Source organism: Rothia sp. HMSC036D11 (assembly GCF_001814205.1).
Classification (GTDB): Bacteria; Actinomycetota; Actinomycetes; order Actinomycetales; family Micrococcaceae; genus Rothia; species Rothia dentocariosa.
In genome coordinates this window covers 141,178-157,005 of the sequence record NZ_KV815300.1, presented here as the reverse complement: position 1 = coordinate 157,005, position 15,828 = coordinate 141,178, and the positions used below count along the sequence as shown (strand labels likewise).

General features: G+C 51.7%; 10 protein-coding genes and 2 tRNA genes. 4 read left to right on the top strand and 8 right to left on the bottom strand.

Annotated features, from left to right (window positions below):
* Positions 1-66: 66 nt before the first annotated feature.
* From HMPREF2958_RS05695 to HMPREF2958_RS05685, 3 genes are all read left to right on the top strand, one after another.
* A complete protein-coding gene (locus HMPREF2958_RS05695) occupies positions 67-1,254 on the top strand; it encodes a metallophosphoesterase family protein (protein ID WP_070697218.1) in 1,188 nt (395 codons plus the stop codon).
* The gene (locus HMPREF2958_RS05690) at positions 1,251-4,442 is read left to right on the top strand and encodes an AAA family ATPase (RefSeq protein WP_070697216.1); all 3,192 of its coding nucleotides are present in this window, start codon (positions 1,251-1,253) and stop codon (positions 4,440-4,442) included. The genes HMPREF2958_RS05695 and HMPREF2958_RS05690 overlap by 4 nt, the downstream gene beginning before the upstream one ends.
* Positions 4,443-4,531: 89 nt before the next feature.
* Positions 4,532-6,049: an MFS transporter gene (locus tag HMPREF2958_RS05685; RefSeq protein WP_048752824.1), complete on the top strand. Its 1,518-nt coding sequence runs from the start codon at positions 4,532-4,534 to the stop codon at positions 6,047-6,049.
* Positions 6,050-6,152: 103 nt separating this feature from the next.
* Here the strand turns inward: HMPREF2958_RS05685 and HMPREF2958_RS05680 are convergent, their stop codons facing one another.
* The 8 genes from HMPREF2958_RS05680 to bcp all read right to left on the bottom strand — a co-directional run bounded on the left by HMPREF2958_RS05680 (position 6,153) and on the right by bcp (position 15,262).
* On the bottom strand, positions 6,153-6,800 hold the full coding sequence (locus HMPREF2958_RS05680; protein WP_048752823.1) for an MBL fold metallo-hydrolase: 648 nt from the start codon (positions 6,798-6,800) through the stop codon (positions 6,153-6,155).
* 21 nt (positions 6,801-6,821) lie between these two features.
* Positions 6,822-7,913, bottom strand: a complete 1,092-nt coding sequence (locus HMPREF2958_RS05675) for an S-(hydroxymethyl)mycothiol dehydrogenase (RefSeq protein WP_048752821.1) — start codon at positions 7,911-7,913, stop codon at positions 6,822-6,824.
* Positions 7,914-8,107: 194 nt separating this feature from the next.
* The gene (locus HMPREF2958_RS05670; protein WP_070697214.1) at positions 8,108-9,043 is read right to left on the bottom strand and encodes an alpha/beta hydrolase; all 936 of its coding nucleotides are present in this window, start codon (positions 9,041-9,043) and stop codon (positions 8,108-8,110) included.
* A gap of 164 nt (positions 9,044-9,207) precedes the next feature.
* Entirely contained in the window at positions 9,208-10,503 is a 1,296-nt protein-coding gene (locus tag HMPREF2958_RS05665; RefSeq protein WP_070697212.1) for a YihY/virulence factor BrkB family protein, read from the bottom strand.
* Between the two features lie 231 nt (positions 10,504-10,734).
* Positions 10,735-12,216: a malate:quinone oxidoreductase gene (locus tag HMPREF2958_RS05660; RefSeq protein WP_070697211.1), complete on the bottom strand. Its 1,482-nt coding sequence runs from the start codon at positions 12,214-12,216 to the stop codon at positions 10,735-10,737.
* Between the two features lie 182 nt (positions 12,217-12,398).
* Entirely contained in the window at positions 12,399-14,381 is a 1,983-nt protein-coding gene (locus HMPREF2958_RS05655; RefSeq protein ID WP_070697209.1) for an ABC transporter substrate-binding protein, read from the bottom strand.
* Between the two features lie 254 nt (positions 14,382-14,635).
* A tRNA-Leu gene (locus HMPREF2958_RS05650) sits at positions 14,636-14,720 on the bottom strand.
* Between the two features lie 65 nt (positions 14,721-14,785).
* Positions 14,786-15,262: a thioredoxin-dependent thiol peroxidase gene (gene bcp / locus HMPREF2958_RS05645; protein WP_048752813.1), complete on the bottom strand. Its 477-nt coding sequence runs from the start codon at positions 15,260-15,262 to the stop codon at positions 14,786-14,788.
* A gap of 266 nt (positions 15,263-15,528) precedes the next feature.
* Between bcp and HMPREF2958_RS05640 the strand changes: the two genes are divergently transcribed.
* Positions 15,529-15,601 (top strand) — tRNA-Lys (locus HMPREF2958_RS05640).
* Positions 15,602-15,828: the final 227 nt, after the last annotated feature.

The window sequence follows — 15,828 nt, the reverse complement described above, 5'->3', positions numbered from 1 at the left end:
GGCGTAAGTTACGTACATGATGAAATCAGGGTGCATGTTCCAGCACCCAATGTAATACTAAAAACTATGAAGATTCTGCACACCTCCGACTGGCATTTAGGGCGTACCTTCCACCGGCACAGCCTGCACGAATGGCATCAACGGTTCATCGATGAACTTATCGACTATGCGACTGCCGAAAAGATTGATGTGCTCCTTATTAGCGGAGACGTGTACGATAGCGCCCACCCCAGCGCCGAAACCACCGAGCTTCTTGGCAAGACTTTAGATCGTCTGGCGCTCGCGGGAATTCAGGTAGTTCTGAGCGCGGGAAATCATGATTCCGCTCGTAGGTTAGGGTATGGGGCAGGTACTTTAGCGCGGCAGGGTATATACCCTGTGACGACTTTGAAGGAAACATTTGAACCGGTAGAACTTATCCGAGACGATATACGAGTGCGTATTTACGCCATACCCTACCTAAACCCACGTTATTATGGGCGTCAGCTTGATGTTGAGCCCACCCATGCAGCCGTGCTGGGAGAGGTCTGCACACGAATTCGAGAAGACGATGAGAAACGGAACGCAGGGGAGAACCCCGCAGATTTCACCATTGTCATGACCCATGCCACCGTGAGCGAGCATGGTTACTTCGATGAATCTGTGCGTTCTTCTTCGGAACGAAATATCAGCGTAGGCGGTGTGGACTGGGTGCCAGCCATGCTCTTCAATGGCTTCGATTACACGGCCTTGGGACATATTCATCGCCGCTATCCGGTGACGGATCGTGCACGATACAGCGGCTCACCGTTACCCTTTTCCTTTAGCGAAGAAGCTAATAAGAACGGAGCCTATTTACTGAACCTCACAGCACGCGAAGGGTGCGTGAAGGCACGGATTGAATCTCATGAATGGAGCACTCGGCTGCCCCTCAAGACCCTGACGGGAACTTTCAATGAGCTGATGGAAAGCGACGAATTCTCGCCCTACGAAACCGAGTATTTTTGCCGTATTATCCTGCGCGATGATAAGCAGCCGGTAGGTACTCTTGACGAGCTCCGTAAACGATATGAGAATATTGCCTCATTCGTTTTTGAGCCTCTGCATCAACAACCGCGCGCGAACGCCCGCCCGCGCATCACCGAAACCACTAACCCGGCGCATGTGTGCGAGGAATTCTACGCTACTGTGCGGGCGCATCCGCTGGAGGCGGCAGAAACCCGAGCCCTTGAACATATTGTTGATGAGGTTATCAGCAGCGGGAGGTCAGCATGATTTTTCATCGCCTAGAATTTGAAGCATTCATGGCCTACCCCAAGCGAGAGGTCATAGACTTTGATGCCCTCAACGAAGCCGGTATTTTTCTTCTTAATGGTCCCACCGGGTCGGGAAAAACGACCGTACTCGACGCTATCTGTTATGCGCTGTATGGAATGCCCTCTTCCGAGCGTGATATAGGCTCTTTGTACTCTACCCATGTGCCCCCTGGAGAAATAAAACCCCATATTTTTCTGGAGTTGAGCATACAGAACCGTCGTCTGAGGATCGACCGAACCCCAGCGTATCGTCGGCTCATCACACGCGGGAAAAATAAAGGAACACCCACCCTCGAAAATCCGCAGGCATTAGTTTCTGAACTTATCCCGGGCAGAGACCCGCAGGATGAACAATCCTGGCGTAAAGCCGCGGAGGGCATGGCAGACTCGGCGGACTACCTGACAAAACTTATAGGACTCAACCGAGAACAGTTTTTGAAAGTTATGCTCTTACCGCAGGGGCAATTCGCCGATTTTCTTAAAGCTCGCAGTAAAGACCGAATTCCGTTGCTTAAACAGCTTTTTCCGGTTGATACCTATGAACAGGTAATGAATAGGCTTCGAGAGGAAGAACAGATTAGTGAGCGTGCTGTACAGGATATTAAACATGCTTTAGACAGGACTCTTGAGCAGACCGTCACGACGTACACAAAACTATGTGAACGACTTTCGCGTAGCGGCACAGACCTTGACGACAACAAAAATATCGTTGATGCGCAGGAGCGCGAAGTTTCTGAAGCATATACCAAACTTGACCTAGCGACCGATCTTGAGACTGCACGGCATGATTTCGAGGGGTGGTTCACGGAGCATCTTCACGCTGTACGTCGGCAAGAACAGCAGGATGAGCACGCCCTGGCCGACCTCAAAGATAAACGTGAAAAACTTGCCGCGCAACAGCAGGACATAGCCCAGCGAATACAGGATTGGGCGGAATATAAGAAACTGCAGTCGGCATGGGTGCGACACGAATCCCAGGAAGAGGAACATAAGAAACAGTGCCGAACGCTCAGTAACTCTCGGGCAGCAGCCCCTGTGGAGGCTGAACTGGAACGTTCTCGTCGTGATGAGGAACGCCGGATGCACGCCGCCGAGCACGCACAGGATACGCTGAACATGGCTCGGAGCAGCGCCTCACAAGCTCTAGAAGCCCTAGGGGACTGTACCGAGCACCTTGAGGCTTCACTGTACCGGATAGACACGGCGCAGGATCTTCAACGGGTTCTCAATCAAGCTCCAAGCGTGATGGCGCAGCTTCGGGTATACCAGCACGATGAACAAGCTTTAGAAGAGGCAAAAGCAGCCCTTACAGCGCTCAAGCGGGACTCCGAGAAAGCGCAACGGACGGTGGAAGGAATTGCGAAACGCGAGTTCCAGAGCCAGCAAAAACTCAGTGATATTAGCAAACGGCTAAGCTCCCTGCACGATGTTGAACAGAACTACGCTCGGGCCCAACTTGCCCTAGAAGCTGCGAAAAAGACTCAGCAAGAAGTCGCTGCCCATGCAGAAAAATTAGAGCAGGCGCGAACTGCTCACGACCAGGCCGTGCAGGCGTATGAGCTAATTCAGCGGGTATCTATCACCGCTTCAGAAGAGTACACGAGGCTTCAAAAACGGCGCTTAGAACAGGTTGCTTTCACTCTTGCAGAGGAGTTGGACGAGGGGAAGCCCTGCATGGTGTGCGGCTCTCGGGAGCATCCGCAACCGGCCCAGCCTAGTGTCAACGGCATTACCTTAGTGGAACAATCTGAGATTGATGCCGCCGAGAAGCGTGCCCACCGGGAGCAGCAGAAAGCGTCGGCAGCAGCTACTTCCGTGGCGCAAACCCAGACCGTTTTGGACCAACTTACCGAGTCTCACATGCCTGATTCTCAAGAAGCGCAGCGTCAAGTTGCAGAGGCACAAAACGTCTATAACCAAACTCAAGAAAGCCTAGAGAACAAGCGTGAAGCGCAGCATCAACAGGAAAAAGAGACGCTTGAACTTCAGAAAATTTTGGAAGAGCAGACTCAGGCGCGTACATCTTTAACCCAACTGCAGACTCAGCAGGCGAGTGAGCGGCAAACTCTGACAAAGCTTGAGAAAAAACTTCGTCAGGTGGCGGCTACCATAAGTTTTGCCGACCGGGTATGCAAGCTTGAAAGCTACGTGGAGCAGGCGCATCGTGCCGTTGATGCAAGCCGTCGTCTTGACGATGCCACAATTAGCGCCGCAGAGAGCGCCCATCAGGCACAGCAAAGTCTGGAACGGTCGGTTTTCGAGACTTTCGAGGCGGTTCAGCAGGCGGTTCTCACGGAGGTACAGCAACAGCATCTTGAGCAGGCTATTTCGGCTTATCGAGAAGAACATGCCACTCTTCAAGCCTCTCTTGACCGACCATCCATGCGTACCGTTGCCACGCTTATTGAGCATGGACAGAAGGCTCCTTCCCAGGAAGAACTTACCCGCATACGTCAAGAACGCGATAATGTTGAGCAACAGTATGAAACTTTGATGACACGCGAGGGTATTCGTACAAATGGTATTGAAACTTTAGAAGCTCTATTTCAGGACTACCAAGAACGGCAAGGGGAATCAGCCCACGCCGTGGAGCAGGCCAATCTTTACGCTGGACTGGCGCGCATCGCTCGGGGTGACAATCCTGATAAAAACCATCAGATAGATCTTGTGAGCTATGTGCTCGGCGGTGAATTTGAGCAAGTCTTGCAAGTGGCTTCTGAGCATCTGCAGCGTATGAGCGATAATCGTTACAGTTTGGTACTCAGCGACAAACGAGAGAAACGAGCGCGTATTGGCGGTGGTTTGAGTATTAGCGTTGAGGATAACTGGAATAACGACCAGCGTGAGGTGAGTTCTCTTTCCGGCGGCGAGTCTTTCCTCGCATCGCTTTCGTTAGCCTTGGGCCTTGCCGAAGTCGTTCAAGCACGTAACGGCGGTATAGAGATTGAGACACTTTTCATTGATGAAGGTTTTGGAACTCTCGATGCGCAGACTCTGGAGCTTGTAATGGAAACGCTGGAGAATATTCGAGAGAACGGTCGTGTTATTGGACTTATATCACACGTTGAAGATATGAAAGAGCGTATTTCTGCCCAAGTCAGTATAGAAAAGCGACAAAATGGCTCGACTCTTCGAGTTAACGTTTAGGTTTGGACGAATGCGGGGGTAAACTATCCAAAGAGATATCACTTAGACGGTTGAGAAGACCGGCCTCAAACACCCCCAAGGAGAACAGGATGCGCCCCACCACATCCGGAAGAGACGGCGGTGAGAGAACCTCACCTACACCGTTAGGTTCTGGTGCGTCTGGTACGCGCATTACTAACAAGCCCTCGCAACAGCGGCATAGCTCTTTAGGGACCGGGGTACCCCGCTGGAGCTCTGGGCTTCAGACAAACACCGTGGTTCCCTATGAAGAATACGATCTGCGAGAAGCGACCCGTGCACACGGTCGCAGCTTCTTGGGAATGTTGAGGCTTCGCTTAGGATACCTTATCCGCACACGGCGTGAAGAAGGATTTCTTTACAGCGCATTTGACGTTATGATGCATATGCCTGTTGCTCTGATCGGTATGACCCTTTTTCTGGTAATTGCGCGAAATCTGCATACAGTGCATGATGGCGGCTACGCTGTAGGGGCTCTTGCCTTTGCCTATACCCTCAAGATATCGACAACCCCGATTTTGGAGCGTTACTGCGGGCTTAGACTCGTATTAGGAGGCAGTGCGGTTCTGCATATTCCTGCGGTACTGTACCTCATGCATCTGTCAAATATGCTGGCTACGGAGGCCGCAGCCTCAGTCACGACTTTTGAGTATGCGGCGGCATGTATGCTGGCAGGCTACACCCTTCCGCCATGGCCTGTGATTGTGCATGAAGCTCGGTATAATCCCACAAAAACTTCTGATCCTGAGTGGCTTTTTGCCATGGTTGCATGGACGAATGTCGAAAAGCTGGCGCTGTATCCTCTGGCTGCATTTGTCTTGGTGCTTCTGAACAGCCTTATGGGTATTAACGCTGGGTTCTGGGCGGCTATTTTATTGGCTGGTTTGTTAATATTTGTTGTCGTTCTTATCCCCAACGTACTTCCTAGAACTCCAAAGTCGCTCCCCTCAGATTCAGATGTGGCGCGAGCAGATGGAACCGCACAACTGCATGTACAGGAGACACCCTCAGATTCTATAAGTATGGTTCTGATCTTGGGACTCATGGTTATCAGCGGATGCATCGGATCTGTCGGTTCAGCTCTGCTGGGATTCGCTCTCAATCACAATGCATTATCGCTCTACCCCTTGATGATTACAATATGCTTGGGGACAGCTGTTATCACTATGCTTCCGGTGCTTTTAGGCGCAGATAAAATTGTTCCTTGGCACGGTTGGCTTTCGAGCGGCGTTGTGCTCACACTGTCTGCCCTTTTACTGCCTACTGTCGATCGAATATCAATGATGATGGTAGGCCTAGCAATCTACGGCGTGGCGTTAGGAATTGTTGTTGGGGGCCATAAATTAGCTTTGGCGCATGTGCTGGTACGCACTCCTGATACCCAGATGAGCTTCTATATTAGTGGTGCTATGGCACTAGGGCTTACCTTTGGTGCTACCTGGGGAGGGTACCTGGGAAGTGGACCCTACTACCGTAACGCCTTTATCGTTCCGATCGTTGCCGCTTGCCTGTACTTCTGCATGGGGCATCTTTACGGGTATCTCTGGCGCCGCCGCTACGAGGAACAACTGGCGCCATTAGACGGCTGATCAGCAAGTAGGACTTACCCATATGAATAATAATGAGGTGGTACAGGTCTTCGAGAGGAAGACCTGTACCACCTCATATATGAGCAAAAGAGTCGTGAGGTTCTTAGTGCCCGCGTTTCTTCCAAGCGTCTAGATCGGGTGCCTCTACACCGATGCCTGTGGAGTCTCCGTGACCCGTGAGAACCGCAGTGGATTCGGGCAGGGTGAGCAGCTTCGACTCGATGGAGTCGATAATAGTGTCGAAGTCGCTGTAGGAACGCCCAGTCGCTCCGGGACCGCCCTTGAAGAGCGTATCGCCCGAAAAGAGTACGCCTTCGCTGTTCTCCCAGCTGAGTTCGGGCGCGTAGAAACAGACCGACCCGGGAGAGTGTCCGGGGGTAGCGATCACATGTAGCTCGGTATTACCAGCACTGATTTTCTGCCCGTCATGCAGGGGCTCGTCGAAGTCCCAAGATGGGTACACCATTTCCCAGAGCACCCGATCCTCAGGGTTTAGGTAGACAGATGCTTTAAAACGCTCGGAGGCTTCTTGCGCAGAGCGAATATGATCATCGTGAGCGTGGGTAAGTAGAATCCTCTCGACCGTGCGCCCGGCAACCTTTTTTGCGATTTTATCGACGTCATGCGCGGGGTCAATGATTGTTACACGCTGGTCATTCCCAATAATCCACACGTTGTTATCGACTTCCCAGGTGCCGCCGTCGAGCGAGAACGTTCCGTGAGTAACAACCCGTTCAATAATTTCAGTCATATGAGAGTTCCTTTCCCGGTTTTAAAGCTCCACCACGGAACGCAGCACGCGACCGGTTTTCATGGTTTCAAAGGCATCATTGACGTCTTCCAGCTTAATACGCTCGGAGACAAAGCCGTCTAGATCGAGGCGGCCGAGCAGGTACTGGTCCACGAACTCGGGGAAGTCGCGTGAAGGTAGCGTATCACCATACCAGGCGCTCTTAATAGAGCCGCCGCGCCCGAAGACCTCATCCAGGGGAATATCCCAGGTGGTGCCAGGCTCAGGAACTCCCACAAGTACCACGCGCCCGGCAAGATCGCGTGCCTCGAAAGCCTGCTTGAAGGTGGGGGCGATACCTACCGCATCTATTACCAGATCCGCACCAAACCCGCCGGTCAGTTCCCGAATAGCCTCGACCGGGTCTACCTTGGCGGAGTTCACGGTGTGTGTTGCACCTTGCTGACGTGCGCGTTCGAGCTTATCGTCATCAACGTCAACGGCGATAATGGTAGTTGCTCCGCCCAGCTGCGCGCCAGCGATTGCTGCGGTGCCTACACCGCCGCATCCAATAACGGCCACGGATTCTCCGCGTTTGAGCGCACCCGTATTGAGAACGGCACCCAGGCCTGCGGTCACACCGCACCCGAGCAGTCCAATAGCGGCGTACTGCTCGGGCGAAATATCGGCGGTAATCTTCGTGCACTGACCCGCTGCGACAAGGGATTTCTCAGCAAAAGAGCCAATGCCTAAAGCAGGAGTGAGCTCGGTGCCATCCTCTAGAGTCATTTTCTGGGTAGCGTTATGGGTAGCAAAGCAATACTGTGACTCGCCCTTACGACATGCACGGCATTCACCGCAGACCGCACGCCAGTTGAGGATCACAAGATCTCCGGGGACAATATCGGTCACGTCATCGCCAACTGCCTCCACTACGGCTGCTGATTCGTGCCCCAACAGGTAGGGGAAATCATCGCCCACACCGCCTGCAACATAGTGGTGATCTGTCTGGCAAACACCGCAGGTAAGAACCTTCACGAGAGCCTCGCCCGGACCGGGATCGGGTACGTGAATAGTCGTTACGGTAACGGGCTCGTTCTTAGCGAGCGCTACAACAGCTTTAACCTTGTGCATACTTTGGTTTATTCCCTTCGGGATCGTTGAAGAAGTTTTCGGGACCTCGTGCGGCTTTACCCGTCGCATAGAGCATGTATGACCACATGTTCTGACGCATCAAGATTTCTTGATACGTCTTTCCATTCTAGGGCTATCACTAGGGTCTGTACATATGAATAGCTATAAGCTAAGCGTGTTGGTGCGCAGAAAGTTTATACTGCTTGCCGGTCACTTCCCTGAGAATCGCGCGCAAAGGCTAAAGCGTTGCGCCTAAAAACGCCTGAGGTCAGGGCGCTCACATGATCCCGCCCCGGAATATCAAGAAATTTTAGATACGGATGTACCCTCTGGAGCAGGGGATATAGCCTACGCCCGTCGGCAGCGATGGAGTCTTCGGAACCGATTGCGATCAGCAGAGGAACACGAGGGTACGGGAAAGGCGGGTTAGCAGCGTGAATAACGGGAATGCGCGTAGAGTCTGCAAGCGCAGACGGCAGTGAGAAGAACTCGCCGAAGGGTATATGCACAAAATCAAGAAGAGCATTGGCGCGTAGCGGTGACGATTCAATAATGCTGGTAAAGGCTTCTTCTGTCGCAGGATCTTGGGTAATGGCATTATCAGCACACGAGGCAGAAAGCATAGAGCGCAGGGCTTCGAGGTGATTGTGCAGGGGCATACCGCCCAGAATAAGCGATGCAACGCGAGATGGGTGCCTCAGAGCGAGCTCCCACCCTACCCTAGATCCGAAGGAAAAACCCACACCATGTACTTGCTGGATAGCAAGTTCGTCAAGGAGAGCAGAAAGCGTATCAGCGAAAAGAGCCATGCCGTTCTGCGGTGAACCATCTTCTGACACTGTGGTCTGGACGACCGGAAAAATACCGTGTTCTTCGATTGTTCCCACCGGGAGTTTGGCATGTACTGTAAAGTTGGAGTCTTTGAGGTATTTTCGCCCGTGAAAAGGTAAATCGACGGTTAGCACGGGTATACCCGCCCGAATGTACTGGCGAATCCAGCCGGTACCGCCCCAGAGCTGGTCGCTACGGGTTGCAAAGCCGTGTAGAAACAGAACGGGAGTTGTACCTTTTTCCGCGTCTGCAGGTGTGTAGCGGGTATATTCAAAAGGCGGTATGGGAGTCTCACACATATGTATATTTTTGCACCTGCGCGCGCTGATTGTGTAGACGAAAATATATATGACGTGTGGGGCGAAAAATCACGTTTATGACAAACACAATCGTGGTGGGTGCGGTATATTTCCGCCAACTACCACAGGTCTATCCGGTAGTGTATGTGCCGCTCATGCTGCACTTAAAAAAGCGTGTCTCGCGAAGAGTCTTGACGTTTGGAGCTGCCGTTTTGAGGATTATCGCTGTGTGGCATGGAATCGCGGGTATGTTTTTGAGAGGACTGCGAAGCCTTCTCCTTCACGTCCCCAGAATCCTCAGAGGATTGTGCCTCCGTCGCCCCTGCACGGGTATCGGAAACAGCTTGTCGAAGCATCTCAGTGTTGGTAGAAACAGCAGTCTGCACCCGTTCGAGGATTGAGGGCTCGGGCGGTTTGGGCAGCGTCTGCTGACCGCTTGCAAGGTCTTGGATCTCTTGGGCACTTGAGCTTAGGGCCTCTAACTTTTCCTGGTACTTGGTAATGGCTCGGGTGTCGCGGGGTTCCACACGCAGTTTTCCGTCGATATCCTCACCCGCCACAATCTGGCGCATCCGTTCAAATTCAGCATCGACATGAGCGCCAAAGACCAGCATATTGTTCATGATCCAGAGGAACACCAGCATGACGATGACACCACCGATAAGTCCGTAGGTAGCGTTATATTTGCTGAAATTATTGGTGTAGATGGTAAAGCCTAATCCGCCTAACCCCATGCCAAACAAGGCGATAACGGCTCCCGGCGAGGTCCACCGAATTTTAAGACGCCGCACATTGGGTGTTGCAGTGTAGAGCATCGCAATGAGAAATACCGCAAGAATGAGAATTAAAACCCAACGTCCATTGAGCCACAGAACCTTGATGAGTTCTATATCTACTCCAGGCATATAGGGCGCAACCCAATCGAGAACTGATGCTCCCAAGAGGAACATCAGCATCATGAGAACCACAAGCACTATAACCCCGGTAGTGATGAGTACGTTATAGGGTTTGAGGAACCACCCGGGTCGTCCTTCGCGTACTCCGTATACGTTATTGAGCGCACGCCCGAAAGACCCTACATATCCGGAGGCAGACCAGAGCGCACTGAGAATACCAATGATTAATGCAAACCCGGCGCCTTGTCCATTGGTTAGCTGATGAATAGGTCCTTCCAGAATCGAGTACATTTGCTGAGGTGCACGCTCTTGGAGGAACCCTAAGATTACCTTGGCGCTATCTTCTCCCTGCCCAAAAATTCCTAGGAGTGACAGGATCGCGAGCAGAGCAGGAAAAGCAGAGAGCACAGTGAAATAGGTGAGCGCTGCGGCTAGATCTGTTCCCCCGTGCGCTCCAAAGGAAAAACCCGCGCGTCGAAAAATATAGGCGATACTGCCCTGAGGAAATTCGCGTATTTTTACATATTCTGAATGAGGAAGTGATTTTTTGCGGCGTCGTGCCATAGGAGCGTTCCTTGTCTTGGTGTTTGCTTGCGGCGCTTAGAAGTACCAAATACTTGTGGCAATAATACAGGAAATATTTTTTCTCATGAGGAGGAACGATAGAGCGCGGCACGTATGAGTTCTCTCCACTGAAGAGTTTTACTATTACTTAACAGCGAAAACCTCCATCCAAAAACCTGTGTATGGCAGGGAACAGGACGAAGGTTTTCGAGTCAGCACCTCAAGTGTATCTTAGTTGGCGATATCTAATGTATGTGCAGTGTGAGCCATAATTTCGTCAGCGAGATCCGGATTATCGTTGAGTTTAACCCCATACCCCGGAACCAGAGCACGGATGCGCGACTCCCAACCCGCGAACTGAGAGGGAAAGCACCTCTTGAGTAGGTTCAGCATAATGGGCGCTGCGGTTGAAGCCCCCGGTGATGCGCCAAGCAGAGCGGCGATAGACCCATCGGCCGAAGAAACAACCTCGGTGCCAAACTGCAGAATTCCGCCCTTCTTCGCATCCTTCTTCATAATTTGCACACGCTGACCCGCTTCAATGAGTTCCCACTCGTCGCCGTTAGCTTCAGGGTAGTAGCGGTGCAGGGACTCCAGACGCGCATTCTTATCTTTAACCAACTCGGTGAGCAGATATTTGACGAGCGACAGGTTATCGAGACCCGCACGAGTCATGGGATAGATATTGTGCAGACGAAGTGAGAGGGGCAGGTCAAGGAGAGACCCTTGCTTCAGGAAATTGGTCTTGAACCCAGCATAAGGCCCGAAAAGCAGAGAACGCTTACCATCAACATATCGAGTATCCAGGTGCGGAACAGACATCGGAGGAGCGCCTACGGATGCCTGACCATACACCTTTGCATTATGCTTAGCGGCGGTAATTTCATTGGTGTTGCGCAGGAACAGACCCGAAACCGGGAAGCCGCCGTATCCCTTACCTTCCCCAATTCCCGACTTTTGGAGCAGATGCAAGGCACCGCCTCCAGCGCCGAGAAAAACAAATTTAGTATGGATTTTCAGGGGTTCTTTGGTATTGATGCGGTTAATAGCAGACACAGTCCACGTACCGTCAGATTCACGGTCAAGGTTCTTAACCTCGTAGCCGTAGCGTACTTCGACTCCCTGAGATTGTAAATAATCGATCATGCCAGTGGTAAGCGCACCAAAATCAACGTCGGTACCTTCCGGAGCCCAAGTAGCTGCGACCGGTTCTCCTTCGGAGCGGCCCTTGACCGTCAAGGGCGCCCATTGAGCAATCTGGTCGCGTTCCGTGGAAAACTGCATTCGCTCGAAGAGCTTCTGCTGGCGGAAAGAATCGTAACGTGCCGCAAGATATTTGGAATGATCCTCGCCGAATACAAGGGACATATGGGGTACAGGGTGGATGAAATCGTTATTGGGCAGAATACCTTCATTCACGAGGGAAGCCCAGAACTGACGTGAAATCTGGAACTGCTCATTGATACCCAAGGCTTTATCAGCGCTTACTTTTCCGTCGGGACCAGCGGGGGCGTAATTCAACTCGCACAGTGCAGAGTGACCGGTGCCAGCGTTATTCCACGGGTTCGAGGATTCCTGCGCAGGTTTATCGAGGCGTTCCAGAAGAATAATATTCCAGGTGGGTTCCAGTTCCTTCAAAAAGACACCAAGTGTTGCGCTCATGATACCGCCGCCCACAAGGACGACATCGGTCTGTTCAGTACGTGCTACCACTGATACTCCCAGGGGTTTGGTGCCCGGCTTTGGGCACGGTCATATGACAGTTGTATGACTCTAGCGTACTCCCTGAGGGTCTGTAGGTACACATTCCACTGAGAAAAATCCAGAATCAGTAATGTAGTTCACAAAAGAGTGAGGAAATTCTGCAAAATACATTAAATTCCACAACTGAAGCCTTAGGAAATTCGCACTTTAGCAAAGAGCTCGATAGCGCTTTGTTCGGTTTCGTAGCCAATAATACGTCGATTAATACCTATGTTAGACGTAACGTTCAAAAGTGGGACCGCAGGCATAAATGCCGCTAAATCCTGGTTGATGGAACGATATTTTTCACGTTGTTCGTCTAAAGAAGTGGCGCTGTCGGCTTCGCGGATCTTACTCATAATCTGTTCCAGCGTAGGCGCAGGTTCTACCTTTGCAGGAGTAATGCTGGGAGACGGGGTAGGCGATGTCTCGGCTTCGGAACTGTCCTTCGGGGCAGCGCTTGCTGACGGTGATGGAATCGGAGAATCGGTGGGATGCGCCTTCGCCTCGGGGGTATCGTGCGATACGGGGTTTAATCCCATAGCATCGATCCACTGCGCCACCAGAAGAGGCGCAAGAACCGGCCCAAGAAAAGCGTAAGGATCACGATAGGTTCCGTAGAAACCACCGAGGAGAATGCCGCGAGTAGTATTTATTTCCGTAGCGCGGGCATGATAATCGGACCAGTTCAGCGGAATAGGTTTAATATTGAGCCCAATATCGAGAAGAGCTCCGATCATCTCAGAGTAGACTTTTTGGGGTGACATAATCCACGGAAGCGAAACATCAATAGGGTAGTAGCATTCGATGGTTTCGCCTGTGTAACCTGAGGCTGCGAGCAACGATTTTGCTTGGTCAACATCTCGCTTATAGAGACGTTCCAGAGAGTCATCCGAGGTACGAAAAAGCCTAGGCATAAGGTGCAGTGCTTCAGAAGTTCCAGAAAGGTAATATCGGATGAGGGCACCGCGATCGACAGCTCGCGCGATAGCTCGGCGCACCGAAATATCTTTGAGAACCGGATGCGCAAGGTTGAACCCCAGATAAAGAAGCGAGAAGGGATCACGCAGCGGGTACAGGAACCCTTCACGCCCTAGAGGCCCTAAGTCATTGCCGCTTACTTGATCGCAGGCATCAACTTTATTGTCTACGAGAGCATAGTAACGCTTGTCGGAAGAATTGAGAGTTGAGAAATGTATTTCGTCGAGTTCAATCTTTTCCTGCTTGATACTCACAAATTTATCGTTGCGTGTGAGAACGATATCGGTATTTTGCGAAGCGGGCGTTGAGATTTTAAAGGGCCCAGTACCGATGGGCATCTCTTTGATACGGTGGTTCTCGGTAAGTGCCTCGGGTGAAATAATGCCGAAAGCCGGTTGGGTCAGAATCCGCAAGAACGCTTGTGAAGGGCGCACAAGCGTAAACACAAGCTTGGAGTCGGTGACGCGTACATCGGAAACGAGGGGAGCATAACGTAAAGGTATCTGCTCGGTGTGTTCATCAGTCTTTGGTGTATCGGCCTTGGGTGTATCTGTGTCTTCCTGAGCCGAAGGGGTTTGCGTTGCGGCGGCAGACGGTGAAGAGCTTGCCTCCTGTGATGCTTTACCTGCGTGTGGCGAGTTGGAGTGCACAATGTTACCAAAACCCCAGCCGTAGAGCGGCTGAAAGGGAACGCAGCGTGCCGCCGTTTCTGGGGATGTTGCTAACGCCTGCCACCGCTGTACATTACGCAGTACGGCTTCTGCCGTAAGGGGAGTGCCATCGCTAAATGAGACCCCTTCCCGGAGCGTAAACGTATAGGTCAGACCATCTGGGCTAATCGTCCACGAGGAGGCAAGCGCCTCCTGCGGAACGCCCGTGTAATGGTCGGCACTCACGAGAGTTTCAAGAATCTGTGCTGTTACACGGTACGTCGGAGAGACCGGGTCAAAGGCGGGATCAAGAGAGTAAGGTGCCGCGCCTTGAGCAAATCTAAAGATCCTGCGGGTCTCTCCTGAACCGTTGTCGGGCGCCGAATCACCGCAGGCCGTCAAAGTATAACCCGCTGCCAGAAGAGACCCTAACCGCAGCGCAGTGCGGCGGCTGATACCGCTGTAGCTGATACCGGGGGCATCGGTTGGGGAGAGATGATTCACGGACAAGCCCTTTCATGGTGATTACTGAACCGTGATAGGTAATGCGTGGTTGATAAGGCGTTTATGTCTGGGCGAAAACACTATTCTTTTAGAATACAACGTCACGATTTAATGTCGCGATACTCAAAGAGGGTTTTAGGCACGACTCACAGCGAATTATAGGCTTAGGGATATAGCGCCAGGGTACTCTGCTGTGCGGTATATAACAAAAAGCCCGCAACTTCTTCGATAAGAAGACGTTGCGGACCCAAGATTGGTGCGCGAGGGGGGACTTGAACCCCCACGCCGTAAGGCACAGGAACCTAAATCCTGCGTGTCTGCCAATTTCACCACTCGCGCGGGGAGCAAAGCTACCTAGGAAAGTCTACACGAGGATATAAGACTATACAAACGGAAAAATCCGACTATTTGGGGTCAATGCCAAGGTCCCGGCGTAGCTTAGCAACATGGCCGGTGGCGCGTACGTTATATTGCGCCAGCTCTATGATGCCCTGCTCATTGATGACGAATGTAGATCGGATAAGCCCTTCGTAGACTTTGCCGTAGTTTTTCTTTTCGCCCCATGCACCGTAGGCGAGTGCGACAGCGTGGTCGGCATCGGAGAGAAGGGGGAAGGTGAGAGACTCTTTGGTGGTGAACTTCTCTAGGGCTGCGGGTTTGTCGGGAGAAACGCCTAAGACAACGTATCCGAGCGATTTCAAAGAGGCAAGGTTATCTCGAAAATCGCAAGCTTCTTTGGTGCATCCGGGTGTTGATGCTTTGGGATAGAAGTAGAGAATGACCTTATGCCCCGCGTAATCCGCTAGGGAATATTGCTGACCGGTGTAATCTTCCAGGGTAAAACTTGGGGCTTTTGTGCCGGGCTCTAGTCGGGTGCTCATGGTTTCTCCTTAAAAGTAGATGTTCTCGGTATTGCATGTGTCGCCGTAAACGTTCTATTTAGTGTACGGGGTTTATAGGATCTCTGGGAGGTTTTTCGCGAGGGTGTGCCATGAGATGAGGTACTGCGGTGCCATCGAGAGCATGAGCGAAAGCAAAAAATGAGAGTTTGTGTGAAGCGTCACTTATATGTAACTTGCGTGAAATATTAATTATCCGTATAGTATTTATCTGTTGTCGTACGAATGCGATACATCACCCCAAGTAAGCGCCTCTAGCTCAATTGGCAGAGCAATTGACTCTTAATCAATGGGTTCTGGGTTCGAGTCCCAGGGGGCGCACAAAATAAACCCCGTCGGTTATGGCGGGGTTTTGTTGTATACCATGGTGATTTGCAATCGTGATGCTGGATGTTGATGTTCGCCAAAATCGCTGACTACAGCCGTGTTCGTAAGTTGCAAAACGCGCTTGATGCTCGTATAGTGTTTATCTGTTGCCGTTTCGAAGCTGCAATATTTGTTACCTAAGCGCCTTTAGCTCAATTGGCAGAGCAATTGACTCTTAATCA